Here is a 25,890-nt window from a genome sequence, read left to right as displayed (position 1 = left end):
TTATTATGGATGCAAAAAAATTTTCTGAACATTTAATTTTTGAAAGATTAGAACAATTACGAGAAACGTTAAATGCTGAAAATGCCATTGATATAATAGGTGTTGAAGATTATAACTTTATGGAAAGTTTTCATTCTTATACATCTATGCAGCTTAAGTTAGTGTTATTTACGCTAGTAACAGAAAAAGAACTTAATGCAATTTCTTCAGAAATAAATGCAGGAGTTTCCCATTTAAATGCTTTTGTAGGAAGTAAAAACCAAGGACACTTAACTAATGCTTTGAATAATTTTAACTCAGCATTAAGTAGAGTTACACGTTTACCCATACCAATTACAAAAAAAGGATTTGATTATTCTGGTGATATTTCGAATTTTCAAAAGACGATAAAAGAGGCATATGAATCAATTAATAAACAAAATGAAGAATTAAAAGAATCATTAAAATTAATTGAAAAAGATTTACAAGCTAAGAATGATTTAGTAATTCAATTGCAATCTCAATTATCTACTAAAGAAGTTGAAATTCAAAATGTATTATCTCAATATAATACTGAATTTGAAAAGATTAAATCTAGTAATAATACAGTTTTTGAAAATGAAAAAACACGATTTAATTCTGAAATAGAAGCTGATCGTAAAAGATATCAAGAAGAAATCGAAAAAGAAAAAAACACCTTCAAAGAAGCATTTGAAAAACAAATTTCTGATTTACAGAATGAAACGAAATCTACAATTGAAAATCTGAAACAAAAATTAGAAGAAGCTAAAAAAATTGTAAATATTGTAGGAAATGTGGGAGTTACTGGTAACTATCAGAAAATCGCCAGCGAGCATAAAACCACAGCAAATACATTTCGTTGGATTAGTATTGGAATAATGATAGTGATGTCAGGTTTGCTAATTTGGACTATAATTGATTTATCAAAAGATGGTTTTGATTTATATAAATCAATAGTTAGGATTGTGGCAGCGACGATTCTAACTTATCCTGCCATTTATGCTTCAAAAGAATCTTCTAGACACAGAGTTCTTGAAACAAAAAATAGAAATTTAGAATTGGAATTAGCTTCGTTAGGTCCATTTATTGAATTGTTGTCAGAAGATAAGAAAGAGAAAATCAAAGAAGATTTGGTGTACAGATATTTCGGAAATGGTTTATCAGAAGAAAATGTAAAAGAAAGTGAAGAGGATGTTTCTATTAATGGACTAGAAAAAATAATTAAAGCAATGTTGCCATTGATTAAAAAATAACCAACCATGACCGAAAACGAAATAGAATTCTTAAGCTTGACTTATACAAGGCAAAGAATACGGCAAATTGCTGTAATTAAGTATATTTGTGTAATAGTTGAATTTTAAAATGAACCGGAAATGAATTATGATATAAAAATAGTAGGAGAAGATGAAGACAACGGTAAAATTGAATTTGACCGTTTGGCTCTACTTACGAAGTCAACAAAAGACATTGCCACAAAAGCATTGATGCTACAGCTGAGAGGTTATAGTGATATTGCACCTGACAAACATTTGAAAAAAGCACTACACATGTTTTTAGAGAATATAGTGGGCGATGAGAATGAAGGTACTTCTTTGACTATTGATTGTAAACATTTTTCGGAAACAATAAAGGGTGTGCAATTAGATGCTTTTCGACCTAAAGAAGAAGTTTTAGAGTTAACTCCCATGGCTTTGGTGATTCGTTCATTTCATGCTGCTTTGGATGAAGAAAATTCGAATATTGATATAGACAAACCCTTGTTGCGTTCTTTAGTGAATTTCAAAAAAAACTTTATCAGTGACAATGAAATTTTCTACTTAGCGAATCGTGGTTCCATAGCCGAAGTAAAGCTTACGAAAGATATATTTAAAAAAATTGAGGTACTAGAAGAAAGTATCCCTGAACCTCAAAATGTAGTTATAAAAGGCAAGTTGGATGAAATGAAAATCTCTAAAGGAAGAGTAGGCCTTTTGACGGAGGAGAAAAAGTTGATTAATCTGATGTCAAAGATAGACTCAGATATAAACGACTTACTTGGTTTTATGGGAAATGAAATAACAGTGAGAGGTAAAGCTCATTACAAACCCAATGGTGAATTAAGTTTTGTAGAGATTCAGGATTATAATACTCCACAAGAAGCTGATAAATATTTCACGTCTATACCAGTAGCAAAAAATGTTCAGCAACAACTATTTAATGTTGCTAAAACAAAGGCTAAAAACAATTCTTTTAATGCATTGAAAGGGCTATCTGGGTTATTAAAAGATGAAATAAGTGATGGGCAATTTGAAGAAATGCTTAAAGATACCCATCTATGAAAAACATTATAATTGATACTTGTACTGTTCTTCATATTCTCAAAGATTCCCCACAAGGAAAAAAGTGTTTAGAAGAGATCGAAAAATTAGGAGAGAATCCTCATATTATTATCTCTGTAGCTACAAAAGCAGAGTTAGACTCTTTTAGTCTTCAGAATCAATGGGGACAAAAAAAGATTCAAGCCTTAAATAAATTTCTAAATGAATTAACAATCATTGATATTAACCAAGGAGATAAACAGCTTTTAGATGCTTATAGTCTGATTGATGGGTATTCAAAAAGAAAATTAACCGATCCAAAAGGAAATAAGCTGGTTGGTTCAGCACGCAAAATGGGTAAAAATGATTTGTGGATTGCTGCTACAGCAAAAGTTATTAACGCTCCTCTTTTAACAACGGATGGTGATTTTAATCATCTGAATGGGGTTTTATTAACCGTAATAAAGATAATTTAGTTTAATGACCGAAAACGAAATTGAATTGCTAGCGCTTGACCTCTTAAAAAACCAAGGATATGAATATATAAACGGAGTAGATATTGCGCCGGATAGTGCATCCGCAGAGCGTCACACTTTTGAAGAAGTAGTCTTAAAAGAGCGCTTGGAAAATGTGGTTCGCCGTATCAACCCAACCATTCCTCCGGACGCGCAACAGGATGCTGTAAAGCAAATCTTGCGTATTGCTTCTCCCGATGTTTTATCCAATAACGAAACCTTTCATCGTTTACTAACGGAAGGTATTCCGGTCACCAAACGGGTAAATGGACAGGAACGTGGAGATCGTGTGTTTTTAATTGATTTTGAAAATCCATTACACAATGAATTTTTAGTAGTCAATCAATTCACAATCGTAGAAAATGGCGTCAATAAAAGACCGGACATTATTCTGTTTGTCAATGGTTTACCATTAGTTGTTATTGAATTAAAGAACGCTACGGATGATAAAACCACCATTCAGTCTGCCTTCCGCCAGATAGAAACCTATAAAGCAATGATTTCATCCTTGTTTACTTTCAATGCTTTTTCGGTTATTTCTGATGGATTGGAGGCAAAAGCAGGAACGATTTCAGCAGGTTTGAGTCGCTTTATGGCCTGGAAAACCACAGATGGTATTTCCGAAGCATCGAAACAAATCAGCCAGTTAGAAACATTGATTAAAGGAATGTTGCAACCAAATGTATTGTTGGATTTGGTCAGACATTTTGTGGTTTTCGAGAAATTCAAAAAAGAAGACGCCGATGGAATTGTTACTGTTCAAACAGTGAAAAAATTAGCAGCTTACCATCAATATTATGCCGTAAACCGTGCAGTGGAATCTACGGTAAGAGCAGCGGGTTATGCTACAAAATTCCCCTCCTTTGGAGGGGTGGTCGAAGACCGGGGTGGTCAATTCCCCTCCTTTGGAGGGGTGGCTGAAAGCCGGGGTGGTAGAAACAGCAACAATTATTTCTCTTTACCCTACAATCCGGCACTAAAAGAAAGAGCTAAAGAATTACGACAAGCGGGAAATTTATCCGAAGTATTATTTTGGAACCAGGTAAAAAATAAGCAGTTCAAAGGCTTAGATTTTGACAGACAAAAAATCATTGGAAACTACATCCTAGATTTTTATTGCAGCAATTGTCAGGTGGTTATCGAGATAGACGGCGCTACTCATGATGATAAGGTGGAGTATGATGCAAATAGAGATGCATTTCTAGAGAGATTGGGTCTAACCGTTATTCATATACCTGTCAATGACATCATGTTCAAATTGGGTGAGGTAATGGAAATGTTGGAACAGCATCCTGCATTTGAACCACCCCGCCCGACGGGCAATTGGGGTAATAAACCACCCCGCCCTACGGGCACCCCTCCAGCGGAGGGGAATATACCACCCCACCTCCATACTGGAGGCACCCCTCCAGCGGAGGGGAATTTAGTAATGGAATCTCCCAAAAGCTACGGTTTACCCGGTGTTAAAAACCAACCCGAAGGCGACCGTAAAGGTGGTGTGGTTTGGCATACACAAGGTTCGGGTAAATCCTTATCTATGGTGTTTTATACAGGTAAAATAGTATTAGCCTTAGATAATCCAACAGTTTTAGTGATCACTGACCGTAATGATTTGGATGATCAGTTATTCGACACATTTTCAGCATCCAAACAACTGTTGCGTCAAGATCCTGTTCAGGCGACGGACCGCAAACAATTGAAAGACCTATTGAAGGTAAATTCAGGAGGCGTAATTTTTACAACGATACAAAAATTTCAACCGGAAGAAGGTAACGTTTTTGAAACGCTATCAGCTAGAGAAAACATCATTGTGATAGCAGACGAGGCACACCGTACACAGTATGGTTTTAGTGCTAAAACGGTAGATGATAAGGATGAGAAGGGAAATGTAATTGGTAAAAAAATTGTGTATGGATTTGCCAAATACATGCGCGATGCTTTACCAAATGCTACCTACTTAGGTTTTACAGGAACACCAATTGAAAGTACGGATGTCAATACACCAGCGGTTTTCGGAAATTATGTCGATATCTATGACATTGCGCAGGCTGTAGAAGATGGTGCAACGGTTCGAATTTTCTATGAAAGCAGGTTAGCCAAAGTAAAACTAACAGAAGAAGGAAAGGAATTAGTAGATGAGTTAGATGATGAATTAGACCAAGAGGATTTAACAACTACTCAAAAGGCAAAAAGTAAATGGACACAATTAGAAGCTTTAATAGGAGGGAAACAACGTGTTCAAAATATAGCTGCTGATATTGTCGGTCATTTTACCCAACGTCAGGAAGTGTTTCAAGGGAAAGGAATGATTGTATCTATGAGCAGAAGAATTGCGGCAGATTTGTACAATGCGATTATTGCTTTAAAACCTGAATGGCATTCGGATGATTTGAAAAAAGGAAAGATAAAGGTAATTATGACTTCCGCATCTTCAGATGGTCCTGAATTGGCAAAATTCCACACGACAAAAGAGCAGCGCAGAATGTTAGCCGAACGTATGAAAGATCCGAATGATGAATTAGAATTAGTAATTGTTCGTGATATGTGGCTAACAGGTTTTGATGCTCCGATTATGCATACCTTGTATATCGACAAACCTATGAAAGGGCACAACTTGATGCAGGCAATTGCTCGTGTAAACCGTGTATATAAAGATAAGCCAGGAGGTTTAATTGTTGATTATTTAGGCATTGCTTCCGATTTGAAAAAAGCCTTGGCTTTCTATTCGGATGCAGGAGGAAAAGGAGATCCGGCGGTGGCACAGGAACAGGCCGTCGCAATCATGTTAGAAAAAATTGAAGTGATTTCTGCCATGTATCATGGTTTCCCTTACGAAGATTATTTTGATGCTGATACATCTAAAAAACTGTCCATGATTTTAGCAGCCGAAGATCATATTTTAGGCCTAGAGGATGGCAAGAAAAGATATATTGACGAAGTAACTGCTTTATCAAAAGCATTTGCTATTGCAATACCACACGATCAAGCGATGGATGCTAAAGATGAAATTTCATTCTTCCAAGCCGTTAAAGCAAGGTTAGCAAAGTTTGATACTACAGGATCGGGCAAAACAGATGAAGAAATTGAAACAACCATTCGACAAGTGATTGATCAAGCTTTGGTTTCTGATCAAGTGATTGATGTCTTTGATGCAGCAGGTATTAAGAAACCTGATATTTCCATATTATCCGATGAGTTTTTAATGGAATTGAAGGGTATGCAGCACAAAAATGTCGCATTGGAAGTCTTGAAAAAATTATTGAATGATGAAATAAAATCTCGCTCGAAAACAAATTTGGTTCAAAGTAAAAAGTTGCTAGAAATGTTGGAGCAATCCATTAATCGCTACCATAATAAAATTCTAACAGCTGCAGAGGTGATTGATGAATTAATTCATTTAAGTAAGGATATTGTAGAAATGGATAGTGAGCCCCAAAAATTGGGATTAACGGAGTATGAATATGCATTTTATACCGCAGTTTCAAACAACGATAGTGCAAAAGAATTGCTTCAGCAAGAAAAGTTACGTGAACTTGCGGTCGAATTAACCAATACTATCCAGCAAAATGCAAGCATTGATTGGAACATCAAAGAGAGTGTTCGTGCAAAATTAAAAGTGGCTGTAAAACGATTATTGCGTAAATACGGTTATCCCCCAGATATGCAATTACTAGCGACTGAAACTGTATTAAAACAGGCAGAAATGTTGGCGAAAGAGTTGAGTAAATAATCTAAGAACAGCATGATCAGACTTCATTTTTCGTAGATAACCTTAAGCCGCGGACCGAGTACAACGCTTATTCGGTTCATTATTTTTGTAATATTAAAGCCGAATATAGAAAAAATCTTTAGTACAGAGAGTTTCATTCCTGACCTACAAAACTTTGCCTTAGAATTAGGCGAAGCCGAGGGTGTGGACAACCACAGACTGTAAACCCTGGATTCAAAACGGGCTAAAAGATCTGTAAACCCAGTAACATCGCGCTTTGCCTGATTGATAATTTTGTTTTCTCTGATCTGGTCTAACTTTTTTTTTATCATTTCTCAATAAAGCGTAAAAAATTTTGGTCATCAAAAAAATCCTTTTTATGTTTGCAATGCAAAGCAAAGAAAATGTACAATTCAATTATTATTTCTTCTATTATTATTACTGGTGTGATTTCACAGTCCGGGAAGGAATAATTTTGAACGAATTTAAAAGAATATTCTAAGAAGCCTCCCGAGAAATCAGGAGGCTTTTTTTTATGGACAGACAATTAAAAAAGAACAAAATGAACCTATATAACAATACTATTATTATCAGCATTATTATTATCAACTCGCCACCGTGAGGAATGCTGCTGTATGCCAAATTGTAAGCCTTTCTCACTTTCGGGAAAGGCTTTTTTTATGCCCAGGAAATCAAATAACAATTCAATAAAAAAACAAAAACAAAAATGTATTTCAACAGCGAAACAGTGCTTTATTTAGACGGAAAATTTGTAAAAGCCAACGAGTCCACAACCGATTTGTACAGTCAGACCCTTCATTATGGTTACGGTGCATTTGAAGGTATCCGCTCTTATGTAACAGAACAGGGAACCAAAGTTTTCAAAGCCGAAGAACATTACGAACGGCTAAAAAAGTCATGCGAACTGGTCAAAATTCCTTTCAACTACACCGTGCAGGAATTGGTAGAAGCCACCTATGAATTGCTGGAAAAAAACAACTTAAAGAATGCCTATATCCGACCATTGGTGTATTGCGGACAAAATATGAGCTTATCAAAACCTACTAGCGTTTCGGTGATGATTGCTGCCTGGGATTGGGGAGCTTATTTAGGCGAAAAATTACTGCGGTTAACCGTTTCCTCTTATTGCCGTCCGCATCCAAAATCCATCCACATCGAAGCAAAAGTCTGTGGTCATTATGTCAATTCTATCCTGGCAACCAACGAAGCAAAAGATAAAGGATTTGATGAAGCCTTGTTGTTGGACAGCGATGGTTTCCTGGCCGAAGGTCCGGGAGCGAATTTGTTTTTCGAGAAAGACGGAAAATTATTCACGCCGCAATTGGGAAATATCCTTCCGGGCATCACCAGATCTACGGTTTTGGAATTAGCCGAAGAACTAGGGATGGAGGTAGAACAGGGAAAATTCACCAAAGAAGATTTGTTCCAGGCCGACAGCGCATTTTACTGTGGAACAGCTGCCGAAGTGGTGGGAATAGCATCGGTAGATGATTACACTTTTCCTAAAAATTGGAATACCACGCTTGGTAAAAAACTTCAAAATGCCTATTCACTTTTGGTAAGAAAGCCAACAAATTAAATTCTCCAAAATCAATGAAATCACTCAACAAATACAGCAGAACCATCACGCAGGATGAAACCCAACCGGCAGCACAGGCCATGCTTTATGCCATAGGATTAACGGAAGAAGATTTGCAAAAACCACAGGTGGGAATTGTGAGTATGGGTTACGAAGGAAATCCCTGCAATATGCATCTCAACGATTTGGCTAAAGAAGTAAAAGCCGGTGTACAGCAGGAAAATTTAGTCGGTCTGATATTCAATACCATTGGCGTAAGTGACGGCATATCTAATGGAACCGATGGAATGCGGTTCTCATTGGTTTCCAGAGATATCATTGCAGATTCTATAGAAACAGTGGTGAGTGCACAGTGGTACGATGCAGTTTTAGCAGTTGTGGGATGCGATAAAAATATGCCAGGTTCTATCATCGCTATGGGAAGATTAAACCGTCCTGCCATCATGGTGTATGGCGGAACCATCCATTCAGGAAAATGGAAAGGCGAACCGCTCAATATCGTTTCGGCTTTCGAGGCTTTGGGTAAAAAATTTAGCAATGCGATTTCGGATGAAGACTACAAAGGAGTAATTAAAAACGCTTGTCCGGGTGCAGGAGCTTGCGGAGGGATGTACACTGCCAACACGATGGCTTCGGCTATTGAAGCTTTGGGAATGAGTTTGCCTTACAGTTCATCCAATCCAGCATTGAGCAGCAATAAAAAAACCGAATGTTTTGATGCAGGAAAGGCTATTAAAGTATTGTTGGAAAAAGACATCAAACCCAAAGACATCATGACCCGAAAAGCTTTTGAGAATGCCATGACGATGGTCACCGTTTTGGGCGGTTCTACCAATGCCGTGATGCACCTGATCGCTATGGCCAATTCAGTAGATATAGAACTGACGCTGGATGATTTCCAAAAGGTTAGCAACCGAGTTCCAGTATTGGCAGATTTGAAACCGAGCGGAAAATACTTGATGGAAGACTTGCACGAGGTTGGAGGAGTTCCTGCCGTGATGAAGTATTTATTGAAACATCATTTACTACACGCTGATTGCTTAACAGTCACCGGAAAAACCATTGCCGAAAATTTAGAATCGGTGCAGGATTTAACCGAAGGTCAGCAAGTATTTCTTCCCTTAGAAAATCCGGTAAAAGCAAACGGACATCTGCAAATGCTCTACGGAAATCTGGCTACCGAAGGAAGTGTAGCTAAAATAAGCGGTAAAGAAGGTGACTATTTTGAGGGAACTGCCAAAGTGTTTGACGATGAATATGCCGTGATTGATGGCGTGAAAAACGGAGAAGTGAAACCTGGGAATGTGGTAGTCATCCGTTTCTGCGGACCAAAAGGAGGACCGGGAATGCCCGAAATGCTCAAACCAACTTCAGCGATCATGGGCGCTGGATTAGGCAATTCGGTAGCATTAATTACCGATGGCAGATTTTCAGGCGGCACCCACGGTTTTGTCGTAGGACACATCACACCCGAAGCTTTTGTAGGCGGAACGATTGCTTTGGTAAAAGATGGCGATTTGATTGCCATTGACGCTAAAAACAATACGATCAACTTAAAAGTATCTGAACAGGAATTGGAAAAAAGAAAAGCAGCCTGGAAACAACCTTCCTTAAAAGCGAACAAAGGAGTGTTGTTTAAATACGCACAATGTGTTTCAAGCGCCTCTTTAGGCTGTGTAACCGATAAAAAAAATTAAAAAATGAAAACAATTGAATTAGAAACTCCAGACCAAACTTCGGTGCGGTTGCAGATCACAGGTGCAGAAGCAGTGATACAAAGCCTAAAAGCCGAAGGTGTTAAAACAATATTTGGTTATCCGGGTGGTGCGATTATGCCAATCTACGATGCCTTGTTTGATCATCTTGACGAAATAAACCACGTACTGACAAGACACGAGCAAGGTGCTATTCACGCTGCTCAGGGCTATACCCGAACTTCCAGAAAAACAGGCGTTGTATTCGCAACTTCAGGGCCGGGTGCTACCAATTTAATCACGGGTTTAGCCGATGCTCTGATCGATTCTACGCCCTTGGTTTGCATCACCGGACAGGTGGCTTCTCACCTTTTGGGAACAGATGCTTTTCAGGAAACCGATGTGATGGGGATTTCAATGCCTGTAACCAAATGGAATTGTCAGGTCACCAAAGCAGAAGATATCGCTCCTGCTTTAGCTAAAGCATTTTATATTGCGTCGTCTGGCCGTCCGGGACCTGTTTTGGTGGACATTACCAAAGATGCTCAGTTTGAAAACCTGGATTTCTCTTACGAAAAATGTACAGCGGTTAGAAGTTTCCACCCGAAACCCAAACTGAATGTAGATCAACTTCAAGCAGCAAGCAAGCTGCTCAATCACGCTAAAAAACCGTTGATGATTGTTGGTCAAGGGATTATGCTTTCCAATTCGGAAGAAGAATTACTGGCTTTTGCCGAAAAAACCGGCGTTCCGGTGGCTTCCACACTTTTGGGATTGGGTGCTTTCCCTGCAAATCACCCCCAATTTGTGGGTATGGTTGGGATGCACGGGAATTACGCGCCCAATGTAAAATCCAATGAGTGCGATGTCCTTTTGGCAGTCGGAATGCGTTTCGACGATCGTGTGACGGGCGATGTTTCTCGTTATGCAAAACAAGCAAAAGTAATTCATATTGATATTGACCGTGCCGAAATTAATAAAATCATCAAAGCAGATGCGCCCGTTTTAGCCGATGCTAAAGAAGCCTTAGCATTATTAACGGATCTGGTAGAAAAGCAAAACCATCAACGTTGGTTAGATGAATTTCATCAGGCAAAAGAAAATGAATTGCAGGTGTTGTCTAAAAACAGAAATAAAAATTTTTCTGATGAATTAAGAATGGATTTGGTCATCGGTTTATTATCAGAAAAAACCAACGGGAATTCCGTCATCGTAACAGATGTGGGCCAACATCAAATGATGGCAGCGCAGTTTTATGGGTACAATCAAACCAAAAGCAATGTTACGTCTGGCGGCTTGGGAACAATGGGATTTGCACTTCCGGCCGCTATCGGAGCAAAGTTGGCCAACCCGGAAAAACAGGTAATAGCCATCATCGGCGATGGCGGTTTCCAGATGACTTTGCAGGAATTAGGAACCATAATGCAGAACAATATCGGCGTAAAAATCATCATTTTAAATAATGAATATCTGGGAATGGTGCGGCAGTGGCAACAAATGTTCTTCGAGAAAAGATATTCCTTTACGAACATTCAAAGTCCGGATTTTGTGGCCTTGGCGGCTTCTTACAACATCAAAGGAATAAAAGTGGAAAAACAGGAAGATTTAAGCCATGCTTTAGATCAGCTTTTAAACACAGAAAATGCCTTTCTGCTCGAAGTGAAAGTAGCCAAAGAAGACAATGTTTTCCCGATGGTCCCCACAGGAGCTTCGGTTGCTGAAATTCGATTACAGTAAATTAAAAAAAAATGAACAAAATGGAATCCTTAGACCGCCCGTTTACCGTATCCATCTTTACCGAAAATACAATCGGAATGCTCAACCGCATCACCATCATTTTCACGAGGAGACACTTGAACATCGACAGCATCACCGCGTCGGAAACAGAGATAAAAAATGTACATCGGTACACCATTGTTCTGCGAACAACCCGTGAACAAATCGATAAAGTTATTGGACAGATCGAAAAATTAGTGGATGTGCTGAAAGCCTTTGTACACGAAGATGATGAAGTGGTGCATCAGGAAATTGCTTTATATAAAATCAAAACAACTGAACTTAAATCCAGCAATGTGGAGCAGGTCGTGAGAGAAAACAGCGCTAAAATCCTCACCGTAGATCCCGATTTTATCGTCATCGAAAAAACAGGACACAAACAAGAAACACAGGTTTTGTTTGAAAAACTGAAGCCCTTCGGTATTCTCGAGTTTGCCCGCTCTGGTAGAGTCGCAGTTACCAAACCGATGAAAGAATTAAGCGCATACTTAAAAGAATTACAAAACAATTAATAAAACAATAAATAGAATAAAAAAATGGCACAGTTAAATTTTGGTGGCGTACTGGAAAACGTCGTAACACGAGAAGAATTCTCATTGGAAAAAGCAAAAGAAATATTAAAATACGAAACCGTAGCCGTAATCGGTTACGGCGTACAGGGGCCCGGACAAGCATTAAATTTGAAAGATAACGGTGTAAATGTAATTGTAGGACAACGAAAAGGAACAAAAAGCTGGGACAAAGCATTGGCAGACGGTTGGGTAGAAAACGAAACCCTTTTTGAAGTAGAAGCTGCTTGTGAAAAAGGTACTTTGCTGATGAATTTATTATCAGACGCCGGGCAAATTCAAGCGTGGGAAACGATGAAAAAACATTTAACCGCAGGAAAGTCATTGTATTTTTCACACGGTTTTGGTGTAACATTTCACGAGAAAACCGGCATTGTTCCGCCTAAAGACGTCGATGTATTTTTAGTCGCCCCAAAAGGTTCGGGAACCTCGTTACGGACATTATTTTTAAAAGGACAGGGTTTAAATTCAAGTTATGCAGTTTATCAGGATGCTACAGGAAAAGCAGAAGAGAAAGCTTTGGCATTAGGCATTGCTATTGGATCTGGCTATTTGTTTGAAACCACATTTCAAAAAGAAGTATATAGCGATTTGACCGGAGAACGGGGCGTTTTAATGGGAGCCATCGCCGGAATTTTTGAAGCGCAATACCATGTGCTTCGTCAGCGGGGCCATTCACCAAGCGAAGCATTCAACGAAACCGTAGAGGAACTGACTCAAAGTTTAATGCCCTTGGTAGCCGAAAACGGAATGGATTGGATGTTTGCCAATTGCAGCACCACCGCACAACGGGGCGCATTGGACTGGAAAGATAAATTTAGAGATGCTACCACGCCTGTTTTTAATGAATTGTATGATGACGTGCTTTCTGGCAAAGAAGCGGCCATCGTGATCGAAGCCAACAGCCAGCCGGATTACCGTGAAAAACTCAATGCAGAACTCGAAGAATTACAGCAAAGTGAGTTGTGGCAAACGGGAATGCAAGTTCGAAAATTAAGACCTCAAGCCAAATGATAGATTTGACAAAAATACAGCAGGCAGCGGAGAATCTCAAGGGTGTGTCGGTACATACGCCTTTGGTAAAAAACGAAAACCTGAGTGAGCAGTTTGCTGCTCAGGTTTATCTGAAACGCGAAGATTTGCAGCCCGTGCGTTCTTATAAATTACGTGGGGCATATCATAAAATCAGTTCGCTTGCCGAAAACGAAAGAAAATCAGGCGTGGTATGCGCCAGTGCGGGTAATCACGCTCAGGGAGTGGCTTTTGCCTGTAGGAAACTCAACATAAAAGCCGTCATTTTTATGCCCATCACTACACCTGCACAAAAAATAAAACAGGTCAAACTCTTCGGAAAAGAAAATGTGGAAGTAGTCTTGAAAGGCGATACCTTTGATGATGCCTACAACGAAGCAGTGCTTTTTAGTAAAGAAAATAATGCAGTTTTTGTGCATCCGTTTGATGATGAATGGGTGATGGCCGGACAGGGAACGGTGGGATTGGAAATTATGGAGGATACAAAAAACAAAATCGATTTTTTATTCTTCCCGATTGGTGGCGGCGGTTTGGCAGCAGGAGTAGTATCTGTTTTTAAGCAGTTAAGTCCCGAAACCAAACTTATCGGCGTGGAACCACAAGGTGCTGCGTCTATGAAAACATCGTTGGAGAACGGTAAAAATACTGCCCTCACCGACATTGATAAATTTGTGGATGGAGCGGCCGTAAAAAGGGTGGGCGACAAAACTTTTGATATCTGCAAAAATACCTTAGATGATATCGTTCTGGTGCCCGAAGGAAAAGTTTGCACCACCATCCTCCAACTCTATAACCAGGAGGCCATTGTGGTAGAACCGGCAGGAGCTCTGAGCATCGCAGCCTTGGATCTGTACCAGGACCAAATTAAAGGTAAAAATGTCGTGTGTATAGTGAGCGGAAGCAACAACGACATTACAAGAATGGAGGAAATCAAAGAGCGTTCCTTGATTGATGAAGGTTTGAAGCATTATTTCATCGTCAACTTTCCACAACGTCCAGGCGCATTAAAAGAATTTGTAAACGATGTTTTAGGCGAAAATGATGACATCACTTATTTCCAGTTTACCAAAAAGAACAACCGGGAGGAAGGTCCGGCAGTGGTGGGCGTAGAACTAAAATACAGATCTGATTTAGATATTATGGAACAAAAAATGAAAGCAAAAAAAATCAATTATCAGCATCTCAATGAGCAGAAAGAGCTGTTTACCCATTTGATTCTGTAAAAATTTTGACGCAATATGGCGAACAAAAACATCTGAAAGTTCTGGAATACCAGGGATACGCATGATTGGTAATTTTGTTTTCTCTGAGATGGTCTAAACTCTTTCTTTTGTTGCTGTTCCAGTGTCTTTTTTATGAACTTTCCAAAGTAACAGATTTAGGCGATTAGGAAAGCTAACGAAGGTTAAGTGTAACAGGGATTTGGCAATATGGCGGGTTAAGTGCAAAATTCAACGTCAGTAATTCTATCACCACATAAGCCATTTTTATTTCCTTTTTTTGTAATTTAACAAATAGAAAATGGCTTATGCTACTGTTGTGCTAAACTGAACTTTTGTGCTTCTATTTCCGCCACTGTCGCCAAGCTGTAAACCGTTAGTGGCAACCTTAAAAACGACATTGCAAAAAGAAAATGACTGAGATTGAAATAAAAAAAGTAACGCTTAGTGACATTGACCAATTACAAAAAATTGGCAGACAAACTTTCTATGAAACTTTTGCGACAAGAAACACCGAAGAAAATATGATCAAATACTTGGACGAAGGATTTTCTGCTGAGAAATTAACGACTGAACTCAATGACCATAACGCAAAGTTTTATTTTGCAACACTTAACGACAATGTAATTGGTTATATCAAACTAAACTTTGGACAATCACAAAATGAACTTCAAGACGAAAAAGCACTTGAAATTGAACGAATTTATGTTTTGAAAGACTTTCACGGGAAAAAAGTTGGGCAAATACTCTATGACAAAGCAATTGAAGTCGCTAAGGAGAAAAAATCTGACTATGTATGGTTAGGCGTTTGGGAAGAGAATCCGAGAGCAATTAATTTTTACAAGAAAAACGGTTTCGTTGAATTTGACGAACATATTTTCAAATTGGGTAATGACGAGCAGACCGACATAATGATGAAACTAAAACTGAAAAATTAATGTGGACGATAAGAAAGGCAGCCACTAACCAGCGGTTTGGGAATAGTGTGGATAAAGTGCAAAATTCAACAGTAGTAATTCTATCAATTTTTGTGCTAAGGCTCGGCTGACGTTTTCCAAATTCCCGACCGACCGCCAAGCCCTGTTCGTTATCTGTAATCCTTTTAAAAGTTGTGTCTAACAAGAAGAAATAATTAATAGAAAATGAATTCAAAAATTCTCGAAATATTTTATACTTGCCAACTCTTCTACTTATTATTCTTATTCAATTTCTTCCGTTTTTCATAAATAATAAAACAAAGCTCGTCATCAATAATAAATTTGCTAAAATTTTATTTACGGCTATAATTTGTCTAATAGTTTCTGGAATATTGACTTTTATCTTTGCATATTGGTCATTGGAACTGTCAAATAATATTCTGCTTAAAAATTTGGGTTATAACCAAAGTGGAATGAATGAATTTGAATATTATCAAAATGTAAAACTTGAATATCTGAAAAAAGCAAAAGAAATAAGAGTAAGTCAAAAACAACTGAAAAATGTGTCAACTATTTCAGGATAATACAGCCAAATATTTGATAAAAACCAATCCGACGTTAAGAAAACAAAATCAAATAAAAACGATTCATTCTTCGTTAAGTATCGAAGGAAACACGCTTACCGAGGCGCAAATTAAGGCGATTTTAGAAAATAAACGGGTCGTAGGTCCCCAAAAAGACATTATTGAAGTTCTAAATGCGCTTGACGTTTATAAAAACATCAACAAGCTAAAACCTAACAAAGAAAGCGACTTTTTAAAAGCGCATAAACTCCTCTTGCAAAAACTGATTGAAAATCCCGGAAAATATCGAACTCAGGGAGTTGGAATTGTAAAAGGGGCGAGAGTCGAACATGTTGCGCCGCCCTACCAAAACGTTCCCTATTTGATGAAAGATTTGTTTGAATATTTGAATGACAAATTTGAATTGACGCTGATAAAAAGTTGTGTTTTTCATTATGAAATGGAGTTTATTCATCCTTTTTTGGATGGAAATGGAAGAATGGGAAGATTGTGGCAAACTTTAATTTTGATGCAAGATTATCCTATTTTTGAGTTTCTTCCGTTTGAAACATTAATTTCAAAAAATCAAGACGAATATTACAAGGCGTTGTCTAATTCTGACAATCAAGGGAAATCGACTAAATTTATTGAATATATGTTGCGTATTATCGATCATTCTCTCACAGAACTTTTAGAAAATACGGGTAAAAAGCCTACTGAAGAAATTAGGTTACAACTATTTTTGGAACAAATTGAAAATGAGTTTGTTAGAAAAGATTATTTGAGCTTTTTTAAAGATATTTCGTCTGCAACTGCAAGCCGTGATTTGAAAAGTGCAGTAGAAAACAACTTAATTGAAAAAAGTGGAGATTAGAAAACAACTGTTTACAAGAAAAAATAATACGAATGCCAACCCCATTCGTTAACACATTTTAATTAGAATTCATAGGTTAAATAGAATAATATTTTCGCTTTATTTAGTTGGATTTATGATATTAATTGTGTCAATAATCTGCGATGATTTGTCAAGTTTACAATTTTATTATGCTTCATTAATTTTACTGGTTTTTAGGCTTTATTCTTTTTCCGTTCGATAAAAAATTTAATGAAAATCCGATTTTCTAATTATTCCTTATCTTGTAATTTTGTTGTTCAATATTCTAAACGGTATAAAAATTAACAATTTTTCGGAAAATATTTCACTTGTCAATATTGTTTTTAGCTTTCTTGGATTTGGGCAATATTTTTATAAAAGAATGAAAAACCAAACGTTATAAAACAAGATTTAACCAACGCCGCATTGAAGCACTGGATACTCTCGAAAATCTTAAAAATAAATTCAACACCGATACCATGGATGATGTCTTTTATCAAATGGCACGTGGAGCGGAAAGAGGGGATTGAGAGGGAATATTCGCCGTTAGCTATTAGCTGATAGCCGTTAGATGATAATAATTAAAAATATAAAACAATGAAAAATTATAAAGAATTAAAGATCTGGCAACAGGGAATTGCAATCGTGAAAGAAACGTTCAAATAATCGGAAAGTTTGCCAAAAGCCGAAAAATATGGGATGATTTCACAAATGACACGCGCTGCTCTCTCCATTCCTGCGAATATTGCAGAGGGAAGTAGTCGCCACAGTGACAAAGATTATGCCCGCTTTTTGCAAATTGCTTTGGGTTCTGCCTTTGAACTTCAAACATATTTTGTATTAATAAGGGAATTGGAATGGACTAATTCGGGTCTAGAAAAACTGGAATTATTATTAGAGAAAGAAATTTAGGTCAATATTTTCTTGCAACAACAACAAAAGCTGTCGCTCAAAACGACAGCTGTTGTATGAAAATCTATATTTTCGCAGTCCATTCGATGCCGCTGATGTCGATAAGTTTGATGGTATACTGTTCTTCAATTTCATTATCTGCAAAGTCAATCGAGAGATCGGCTTTGGCTCCCAACGGAATGATAAGGCTGTGTTTGCCAGGTTTTATTTTGGCAACATAATGATTTTTAATGTTTTCTACCGAAAAATTTGCCAGTTCATTTTGGTCAATTCGTTTTACCACTTGGTTGTTTTGATCCAAAATTTCTATCCCAATCAAAAAAGAACCATAGACATCTGCGCCTTCGACACGGAAGATTTCGAACGTCAATCGCGATTTGTCTAGTCTTACATTAGAAATCTCAATTTTAGGTTTTACAGATTTGTTGTGAAGCGTACCCAAAACGCCACCGTGAAAATATTGATTGGTGAATAAGGTGAGCATGAAAATAAATGAAGACATCAGCAGAACTTTGGGAGCTAAGTTGTTGACAGGAAGTTGCCCTGAACCTAAGAAAGCAAACCATTTTTTCTTTGTAAAACGATAAGATTTATTCATAAAATACTTATCCAAAGAATAGGCATCGCTACCAGAAAGAAACAAGACGAAGCCACTTGCTACGCCCAAAACCCCAATTTGCCATTCGTCTAAACAAGTGGTGCCAATCCAACCCGAACCCAAGAGAATCCCCATTGCAAGAAAGAAAATTCCGATGCTCATGAGTCTTGTAAACAGTCCTAAAATAATAAATAGTCCCACTACCGCTTCTACAAGCGTAAACACAACCATAGAAAAATGCAAAGCGTCTGGATGGGTGACCAAATACTCGATAAGCGGTTTTATACCCAAAGCGTTGGGAAGAAAATGATTAAATTTTTCGCCGATGTAGCCAGCCTCTTCTGGGATAAGTTTGTTGTCTAAAATAAGTCTTCGCCAAAAAGCCGAGAAATAGGTCCAGCCGATAACCCAACGAAGGGCAAGCGTGAACAGACCAGCACGATTATTATCGATATATTGTTGCATTGTTTTTAGTTTTTTAAGTGTTTTTTTTATAAAAATTATTATTCTTTTACCAACTGATTTTGTTTTTCGACCCATTCATTGATTCCTCCCAAAAAAACTTTTACATTATCTAAGCCGTTTTTTCGTAGAATAGAATACGCCATGGCAGCACGCACACCGCTTTGGCAATGGATTACAACTTCTTTGTCTTTAGAAATTTTGTCAAGATTATTTTCTAATGACGTCAGCACTATATTTTCTATTCCCTTTATATGTCCGGACTTGTATTCTTTTTCGGTTCTCACATCGATGAGTTGAACATTTTTTTTGCCGAGAAGTTTTTTCAAATCTTCTATCTCAACAAGTTGGTAGGTTTGTTTAGGGCTCGGAAATTTCTCGATATCGGTCACAAATCCGTAAATATTATCCATCCCAATGCGAGTGAGTTTTCGAGTAATGTCTTGCATTTGGTTTTCGTCGCTTATCAGCACCAATTGCTGTTGATAATCGACCAAAGAGCCTACCCAAGTAGATAACATTTTACTGTTTTCGATATGCAAACTATTTTTGATAAACCCTTTTGCTATTTCGTTTTTTTTCCGAGTGTCTATTACCAAAAGATTATGATCTACAACTTGTTGTAAATCTTCTGCTTGTAATAGGGTGTGTTTTGGAATCTGAATCAGCAACGGGCGAGGAGCTTTGTTGAGCTGTTTCATTTGAGCAAAATATTGCGGTGGCGTCGGTTGATCCTCCAAAATATAGCGGATAAAATCTTCTTCGTTGTGTAGAAATTGGAATGCCTTGTTGGATTGTTTTTCTTCTTTCAAAATCGAAAAAGGAATATTACTCAGGCTTTTTCCGCAAAAAGAACCTTCACCGTGTCCGGGCCAAATTTCTAGATTGTCTGGGAGTTTAGAAAACTTCACTAAGGAAGCGAATAATTGTTTTGCACCTTTCATTTGTGAACCCAATTCGCCCGCAGTTTTCTCCAACAAGTCTGGTCTGCCGACATCGCCTACGAAAACAAAATCGCCCGTAATGGCTTTGTGCGGTACGTTGACAAATTTGGTGTCTTTTACAATAAAAGTAAGGCTCTCTGGCGTATGCCCAGGTGTGTGCATTACTTCAATTTCGACCTGTCCGAACGTAATTTTATTACCATTTTTCAGTCCGATATATGGAAATTGATATTGCCAATTGGGACCACCTTCATCAGACAGGTATAAATTTGCATTGGTTGCCGCCTGTAATTCACGTGAACCGCTCAAAAAATCGGCATGGATATGCGTTTCGGTAATTTTTGTAATTTTCAGCTTGTTTTCTTTAGCAATTTCTAAATAGGTGTCGATATCCCTTTTTGGGTCTATGACGATCGCTTCTCGACTTTGAAAATCGCCAATAATATAGCTCGCTTGCGAAAGCGTTTCATCAAATACACGCTGAAAGAAATAGGTCTGAGCCTGTATTTTTATTAGAAATAAAAACAGGCAGATCGTCAATAAGATATTTTTTATTGAAAAAAAATTCATCGTATGATTGTTTTATTTGTTGTAAATGCAATAAGATTTTGGATTATTGAGAATAAAAAAAAGTAGTCCGCCCAAAAGTGCCACATTTTTCCATAGTGGCCCGTGCATCAGTCCATTCCCCATCTGTATCGTGATGGTAATGGGTACTAGAAGCAAAAGCAACACCAGGGCAGACCAACGCGTGAAGATGCCCAGCAAAAACGTCATGCCAAAAATAAGCAATGCGTAACCCGATGCTATTACTAGAATATAAGGGTCTGCAAAGTTGTGGGCTAAATTGCCATAGGTTGCATGCTGTAAGCGATTGGTCGTTTGTTCTGCATTTATAAGATGCGAAAAACCAGCATTGATGAAAATTCCACTCAATGCGATACGTAGAAGTAAAACAGAAAAGCCGTTTACTTGAACAGTATTTGTCATTATAAAAAAGTATAAACTATTAAACCAAAAAATATTTTATCACGAAAGAAACACTCAAGCGATACTGATTTTCAGGCGTTTATACAGAATATACATTGGCGGACTATTTGCCGAAATAGTTTTGAGATAATTTTGGCTATAATTTGCAGATTCTTTGGCAAAAAGCGGAGTTTTAGAACAATCAAAATCGTGAAAAGATTGCTGTGCATTGCTCTTAGAGGCCGTGTAAATCTGGTTGTGTGTAAACGAGAAAAAACAATTGCTACTTATGGTGGTAGTTTTCGTTTTGTTGGCAGATTTTACATAATCGATGTTGACCGAGCTCAACAAATTTTCTTTCACGCTGCACGGACTCAAAGAAAAGAACACCAAGCATAGCCACAAGATGTGCCTCATAAAAAAGATATTTCTTTCTTTCACTGCCATGACTACAAATATAATCAAAAAATTATAAATGCTTTTCTGTGGTAAAGCTAAGAATTTTATTTGATTGAAAAGTCATGTAGTGATACAAAATAATATAAGCTTTGTTTTTTTTGAGTTTATTAATTTTTTGAAAACGATTTAACAAGAAAATTACCAGCTCCTGATAATTTTAGAACTCGATATTTTTGATTATTTTAGCCAAACCGAAAAAGTTTAGCTCAGGTTTTGCTTTCTGTTGCAATGGTTTGACTTCGACTATAAAACTGAATCAAGGGTGGATACGTTAGTAGTATTTTTCGTTGAGATTTTCTATAATTGGCTTATGTAAAAGCTTATTTTTTAAAAGAACAAAATGGCGATAATTAAAAATATTTATGCTCAAAATAATATCCAAAACAAAGGTTTTTCTTTTGTAAAAAAGCTGCTTGTCGGGAATGGGCAAATCATGTTGCAAGAAAATGCAACCACTGGATTGCTCTTGCTTTTGGGTGTTTTTTATAGTTCGGTTGCCATGGGATTTGCCACAATTTTGGCTTTGGTTTGCGCAACGTTCACGGCTATTTTGCTGAGGTTCAATCAAGCTGATGTCAACAAAGGTTTGTATGGTTTCAATGCTGCTTTGGTTGGCGTAGGGACGTTCGTTTTCCTAAAACCCATTTTCATTGCGTGGGCGTTTCTTGTTTTGGGATCGATAGCAACAACCTTTTTGCAGCACTTTTTCATGAAGTGTAAAATTCCGGTGTTTACACTGCCGTTTGTTTTGGTTATTTGGTTTATCTATTATTTTTCGAAAAACTTTTTTCCAAATATTTTGTCTGCTCCTTCGTTGGCAAATGCCGAGGCGATCGATTATTTTGCTTTTGCCGTGAAAGGTTTCGGACAAGTTATTTTTCAAGATAATTTGGTTGCTGGTATACTTTTTTTCGTTGCAGTATTCGTCAGTTCGCCAATTTCTGCAGTATACGGCTTGTTTGGAGCGGTTTTATCGGGTATGATCGCAAGCTATTTTTCTTTTTCTGCTCACGATATTGCTTTGGGACTTTTCAGTTACAACGCTGTCTTGTGTGCCATAACTTTTGCAGGAAAATCTAAGAAAGATGCTTTTTGGGTAATCGTTTCTGTCGTCGTTTCATTGGTCGTTTCTGTTATCGTGCTTCAGTTTGGGGTGATTATACTTACGTTTCCGTTTGTTTTTGCGGCATGCGTTACCACAATGTGCAAAATGAAATCAGAAAATTCAATGGTTTGATTGGAATGCGATTTTATGAAGGCTTAACGTTTTAAATTTATTATTAATATTATAAAAGAAAAGTATAATTTTTTTTAAATCTTGTAAAAAATCTTTACGATAATTGAATAAGTCATTTTATTTTTTAGCTCATTTTAAAAAATAAATAACGAAATTCGTACCCATGAAATTGTAAATGAAAAAAATAATGATTGCTTTTTTGCTACTTATCGGCTTGATTTTCTTAGGAATTATCCTTTTTCTTCAACATCCACTATTTGGCAAAAAGCCTTCTGGAAAGCGATTGGAGCGTATTGAAAAATCGGCAAATTATCAAAATAATCAATTTCATAATCTAACGCCAACTCCAGCTCTTGCCGAAAATGTTTCATATGTAGAGGTTCTGAAACAGATTTTTTTTTCGCAGGTAAAACATACCAAACCTCACGATAGCATTCCGCATGTTTCTACCGATCTAATCAATTTAGCTCTTGCAGAAGATTTTTTAATTTGGTTTGGACATTCGTCGTATTTGCTTCAAATCGATCAGAAAAAAATCTTGGTAGATCCTGTTCTCACCAAAAATGCTTCCCCGATTTTCGCGACCAACAATGCGTTCGACGGAGCCGATACTTACCATGACGATGCGATGCCAGACCTCGATTTTCTCATCCTCACGCACGATCATTACGATCATTTGGATTATACCACTTTCAAGAAATTGAAAAACAAAATCAAGACCATTGTTTGTCCTTTAGGAGTAGGTGAACATCTCGAATTTTGGGGTTTTTCTGCGAAAGACATCATCGAATTGGATTGGTACGAAAGTGTTTCGTTGAGTGAAACGCTGCACATCACAGCTACACCAGCAAAGCATTTTTCTGGTAGAGGGTTCAAAAGAAATATCAGCTTGTGGGCGTCGTATGTGTTGCAGTCGGAAAAGTTGAAACTTTTTTTGGGTGGTGATAGTGGCTACGATAATCATCTCAAGGAAATTGGTGAAAAGTTTGGACCGTTTGATTTGGCTATTTTAGAAAACGGACAATATGATTATAAATGGAAATACATTCATATGCTACCAGATGAGGTGGTGAAGGCAGCAAAAGACCTGCAAGCCAAAAGTTTTTTTCCAGTTCATAATTCAAAGTTCAAACTGGCGAATCACCCTTGGAAAGAGCCGTTGGAAAAGGTCGCAAACTACAGTAAAGACGAAGCAAATCTTCGGCTCGTAACTCCCAAAATTGGCGAGATCGTCTACCTGAATCGACCTTCGCAACCCTTCGAAAATTGGTGGGAAAAAGTTGAGTAAATCCTACCTTTTTTGAGCGTACAAATCTTTTATCGTTTTAGAAATTTGTTCGGCAATCAATGATGCCGGCGTGGTTTCGTATCGTAGATGAAGGAGATCGCCAGCTTTCCCGTGTACGTAGCAAGCGAGCAGCGCAGCATCGAGTGGTGGATAACCCTGAGCCAAAAATGCAGCAACGCAGCCGGTGAGTACATCGCCCATGCCGCCTTGTGCCATCGACGGATTTCCCGTAGAATTTACATAAACATTTTGGTCTGTGTCGCAAATAAAAGTGTACTGATTCTTCAGTACGATTACGCATTGCAACTCAGCTGCTTTTTGTTGAGCCGTCTTCAGTCTGCTTTGCCAATTATGGTGTTTTCCGAAAAGTCTATCGAATTCTTTCAGATGCGGTGTGATGATGCTTTTTTGAGGTATTTTTTGTAATAGATTTTTTTCAGCGATGAGGTTCAATGCATCGGCATCGAAAACCGTCGGATAAGGATTGTTCAACACCCATTCTAATTTTTTTTGTGCCTCAACATCCTTTCCCAAACCAGGTCCTGTGGCAATTGCTTGATAGTTGTGGTCGGTTGTTTTTTCTAAATCCTCTATCTCAATGCACATAATTTCTGGTAAGAACACATTCATCACAGAAAAATATTCTTTTTCTAAACAAGCACTCACCAAACCTGCTCCCGAAAACAGAGCAGATTTTGCGCATAATAATGCCGCACCCATGGTTTTGGGCGATCCGGCCAACAGCAAAAGATGCCCAAAAGTTCCTTTGTGCGAAAAAGATTTTTTGAGTTTCAATCTGTCAACGATTGCTTTCTCTTCTATATAAAAGTGCTGAGATGCAAACGATTGTAAATAATTTTCATCTAAACCAATATCCACAAAATCAAACTTTTTTGTAAACAAAATCGATTCAGGAAACATAAAAAAGAGCTTTGGTCGCTGAAAAGAAATTGTAAAATGCGCCTGTATACCCTCGTAAAACTCAAGTTCGGGTTGGTCTATATTCAGTCCAGAAGGTACATCTACCGAAACGATATAGCTTGAATTTTGATTGATTTTTCTGAAAATTTCTGAGAAAAATGGATTTAAAACACCTTTGAAACCTGAACCCAAAACTGCATCGATCACGACATCCAAATCGGTTGGAAAATCGTTTGGATGATTGATTTTTGAAATTGGAATTTTTAAATTTTGTAATCGTTCTTTGTTGATTGTGAAGTCTTTAGATTCTTTTTCGAACGCATTGACGATATAAACCGAAATCGTTTCGTAAGCCTTTTCGTGCAAAAGTCGAGCGATAGCCAAGCCGTCGCCGCCGTTATTCCCTTTGCCACAAAAAATGGTGATTTTGCTGGTTTTTCCTACCAAATTTATAAACCTTTTTACAAAGGCATGAGCAGCCCTTTCCATCAATTGGGTTGATGAAATGCCTTGATTTTCAATAGTGTAAAGATCGGCTTTGCGTATAATTTCATTCGAAACAAAATTCAACATAATACTGTATTATAAAAAAATCGGCACCTACGAAGTTGTCGTTTGTTTTTCAAAACTTCATATCAAAACAAAGGTTCACAAATTTACAAAGCTTCAGGTGATTACGATGAAAAAGTAAGGGATAAAACGATTTGAAAATTTATTTGTAGATTGTATAGTCTAAAAATCGATTAAAATGAAAATATTACCCAAAAAATCGACCTTATTGGTGATTGATATTCAAGAACGATTATACCCCAAAATTTATCAAAATGAAGCCGTTTTAGACACTGCGATTTGGACGGTAGACGTTGCCAATAAAATTGGAATTCCTATTGTTTTTACAGAACATTTCCCCGAAAAAATAGGCGCAACTCTCGAAGTTTTAAGGACTAGGATAGAGGAGAAGGAGGTCGTGACCAAAACACATTTTTCGGCTGTTGCAGAGGGAAACTTGTTGCAACATTTTGCCGAAGATAGGAAGCAAATCGTTGTGCTCGGGACGGAAGCGCATGTGTGTGTGCTGCAAACGGTTTTGGATTTGTTGGCATTTGAATTCGAAGTTTTTGTGGTTGATACCGGCGTAGGTTCGCGTTTTGAGCATGACAAAATGCGAGCGTTGGAGCGAATGAAACAGAACGGTGCAGAAATTATCACCCGAGAAATGTTGGTTTTTGAATGGCTGGAAAAAGCCGGAACGGACTTGTTTCGAGATGTTCTTGAAACGTTTATAAAATAGATTTTTTAGCTTTTAATACCTTGATTTCATCAGTTTGATGATT

At 37.6% G+C, this 25,890-nt stretch carries 20 protein-coding genes and 1 pseudogene; 16 read left to right on the top strand and 5 right to left on the bottom strand.

Annotated features, from left to right (window positions below; all coding sequences use genetic code 11):
• Nucleotides 1-5: 5 nt before the first annotated feature.
• The 13 genes and pseudogenes from BN8061_RS11040 to BN8061_RS10970 all read left to right on the top strand — a co-directional run bounded on the left by BN8061_RS11040 (nucleotide 6) and on the right by BN8061_RS10970 (nucleotide 17,678).
• On the top strand, nucleotides 6-1,253 hold the full coding sequence (locus BN8061_RS11040) for a hypothetical protein (RefSeq protein ID WP_068599268.1): 1,248 nt from the start codon (nucleotides 6-8) through the stop codon (nucleotides 1,251-1,253).
• Between the two features lie 120 nt (nucleotides 1,254-1,373).
• Nucleotides 1,374-2,318 carry a hypothetical protein gene (locus BN8061_RS11035; protein WP_068599266.1) on the top strand — a complete coding sequence of 315 codons (945 nt, stop codon included), beginning with the start codon at nucleotides 1,374-1,376 and terminating at the stop codon, nucleotides 2,316-2,318.
• Entirely contained in the window at nucleotides 2,315-2,773 is a 459-nt protein-coding gene (locus tag BN8061_RS11030; protein WP_068599264.1) for a type II toxin-antitoxin system VapC family toxin, read from the top strand. The genes BN8061_RS11035 and BN8061_RS11030 overlap by 4 nt, the downstream gene beginning before the upstream one ends.
• Nucleotides 2,774-2,777: 4 nt before the next feature.
• Nucleotides 2,778-6,542 carry a type I restriction endonuclease subunit R gene (locus BN8061_RS11025; RefSeq protein WP_068599262.1) on the top strand — a complete coding sequence of 1,255 codons (3,765 nt, stop codon included), beginning with the start codon at nucleotides 2,778-2,780 and terminating at the stop codon, nucleotides 6,540-6,542.
• A gap of 706 nt (nucleotides 6,543-7,248) precedes the next feature.
• Nucleotides 7,249-8,121 (top strand): branched-chain amino acid transaminase, encoded by an 873-nt coding sequence (locus tag BN8061_RS11010; RefSeq protein WP_068599256.1) that lies wholly within the window; start codon nucleotides 7,249-7,251, stop codon nucleotides 8,119-8,121.
• A 14-nt stretch (nucleotides 8,122-8,135) separates the two neighbouring features.
• Entirely contained in the window at nucleotides 8,136-9,818 is a 1,683-nt protein-coding gene (gene ilvD / locus BN8061_RS11005; protein ID WP_068599254.1) for a dihydroxy-acid dehydratase, read from the top strand.
• A 3-nt stretch (nucleotides 9,819-9,821) separates the two neighbouring features.
• Nucleotides 9,822-11,552 (top strand): biosynthetic-type acetolactate synthase large subunit, encoded by a 1,731-nt coding sequence (gene ilvB / locus BN8061_RS11000; RefSeq protein ID WP_068599252.1) that lies wholly within the window; start codon nucleotides 9,822-9,824, stop codon nucleotides 11,550-11,552.
• Between the two features lie 11 nt (nucleotides 11,553-11,563).
• On the top strand, nucleotides 11,564-12,103 hold the full coding sequence (gene ilvN, locus BN8061_RS10995; protein ID WP_317039019.1) for an acetolactate synthase small subunit: 540 nt from the start codon (nucleotides 11,564-11,566) through the stop codon (nucleotides 12,101-12,103).
• A gap of 24 nt (nucleotides 12,104-12,127) precedes the next feature.
• Nucleotides 12,128-13,174 carry a ketol-acid reductoisomerase gene (gene ilvC, locus BN8061_RS10990; protein ID WP_068599250.1) on the top strand — a complete coding sequence of 349 codons (1,047 nt, stop codon included), beginning with the start codon at nucleotides 12,128-12,130 and terminating at the stop codon, nucleotides 13,172-13,174.
• Nucleotides 13,171-14,415: a threonine ammonia-lyase IlvA gene (ilvA, locus tag BN8061_RS10985; RefSeq protein WP_068599248.1), complete on the top strand. Its 1,245-nt coding sequence runs from the start codon at nucleotides 13,171-13,173 to the stop codon at nucleotides 14,413-14,415. Before ilvC ends, ilvA begins: the two co-directional genes overlap by 4 nt.
• A 410-nt stretch (nucleotides 14,416-14,825) precedes the next feature.
• Complete coding sequence (locus BN8061_RS10980; RefSeq protein WP_068599246.1) at nucleotides 14,826-15,350, top strand: GNAT family N-acetyltransferase; 525 nt, start codon at nucleotides 14,826-14,828, stop codon at nucleotides 15,348-15,350.
• A gap of 567 nt (nucleotides 15,351-15,917) precedes the next feature.
• A pseudogene (locus BN8061_RS10975) lies at nucleotides 15,918-16,766 on the top strand (Fic family protein); the annotation flags it as partial.
• Between the two features lie 675 nt (nucleotides 16,767-17,441).
• A complete protein-coding gene (locus tag BN8061_RS10970; RefSeq protein ID WP_235802745.1) occupies nucleotides 17,442-17,678 on the top strand; it encodes a four helix bundle protein in 237 nt (78 codons plus the stop codon).
• A gap of 64 nt (nucleotides 17,679-17,742) precedes the next feature.
• On the opposite strand, the gene BN8061_RS10965 is transcribed toward BN8061_RS10970, so the two are convergent.
• The 4 genes from BN8061_RS10965 to BN8061_RS10950 are packed head-to-tail and all read right to left on the bottom strand — an operon-like array spanning nucleotide 17,743 to nucleotide 21,068.
• Nucleotides 17,743-18,741, bottom strand: a complete 999-nt coding sequence (locus BN8061_RS10965; RefSeq protein ID WP_068599624.1) for a TQO small subunit DoxD — start codon at nucleotides 18,739-18,741, stop codon at nucleotides 17,743-17,745.
• A 38-nt stretch (nucleotides 18,742-18,779) separates the two neighbouring features.
• The gene (locus tag BN8061_RS10960) at nucleotides 18,780-20,252 is read right to left on the bottom strand and encodes an MBL fold metallo-hydrolase (protein ID WP_094745953.1); all 1,473 of its coding nucleotides are present in this window, start codon (nucleotides 20,250-20,252) and stop codon (nucleotides 18,780-18,782) included.
• 12 nt (nucleotides 20,253-20,264) lie between these two features.
• Nucleotides 20,265-20,672: a DoxX family protein gene (locus tag BN8061_RS10955; protein ID WP_068599244.1), complete on the bottom strand. Its 408-nt coding sequence runs from the start codon at nucleotides 20,670-20,672 to the stop codon at nucleotides 20,265-20,267.
• A gap of 54 nt (nucleotides 20,673-20,726) precedes the next feature.
• Nucleotides 20,727-21,068, bottom strand: a complete 342-nt coding sequence (locus BN8061_RS10950; protein ID WP_154662312.1) for a hypothetical protein — start codon at nucleotides 21,066-21,068, stop codon at nucleotides 20,727-20,729.
• 382 nt (nucleotides 21,069-21,450) lie between these two features.
• Here BN8061_RS10950 and BN8061_RS10945 point away from each other — a divergent pair, with 382 nt between their 5' ends.
• Together BN8061_RS10945 and BN8061_RS10940 are read left to right on the top strand one after the other, a co-directional pair.
• Entirely contained in the window at nucleotides 21,451-22,347 is an 897-nt protein-coding gene (locus tag BN8061_RS10945; protein ID WP_094745952.1) for an urea transporter, read from the top strand.
• Nucleotides 22,348-22,534: 187 nt separating this feature from the next.
• Nucleotides 22,535-23,635, top strand: a complete 1,101-nt coding sequence (locus BN8061_RS10940; protein WP_068599615.1) for an MBL fold metallo-hydrolase — start codon at nucleotides 22,535-22,537, stop codon at nucleotides 23,633-23,635.
• Between the two features lie 3 nt (nucleotides 23,636-23,638).
• Here the strand turns inward: BN8061_RS10940 and BN8061_RS10935 are convergent, their stop codons facing one another.
• Nucleotides 23,639-25,129 carry a bifunctional ADP-dependent NAD(P)H-hydrate dehydratase/NAD(P)H-hydrate epimerase gene (locus BN8061_RS10935; protein ID WP_068599239.1) on the bottom strand — a complete coding sequence of 497 codons (1,491 nt, stop codon included), beginning with the start codon at nucleotides 25,127-25,129 and terminating at the stop codon, nucleotides 23,639-23,641.
• 175 nt (nucleotides 25,130-25,304) lie between these two features.
• Here BN8061_RS10935 and BN8061_RS10930 point away from each other — a divergent pair, with 175 nt between their 5' ends.
• Nucleotides 25,305-25,847 carry an isochorismatase family protein gene (locus BN8061_RS10930; RefSeq protein WP_068599236.1) on the top strand — a complete coding sequence of 181 codons (543 nt, stop codon included), beginning with the start codon at nucleotides 25,305-25,307 and terminating at the stop codon, nucleotides 25,845-25,847.
• Nucleotides 25,848-25,890 lie beyond the last annotated feature (43 nt).

Origin of the sequence: Vaginella massiliensis (assembly GCF_900089075.1) — a bacterium.
In the GTDB taxonomy this organism is placed as follows: domain Bacteria; phylum Bacteroidota; class Bacteroidia; order Flavobacteriales; family Weeksellaceae; genus Weeksella; species Weeksella massiliensis_A.
Note: the sequence above shows the minus strand (reverse complement) of the source record. Positions and strands in the feature narration are given on the sequence as shown.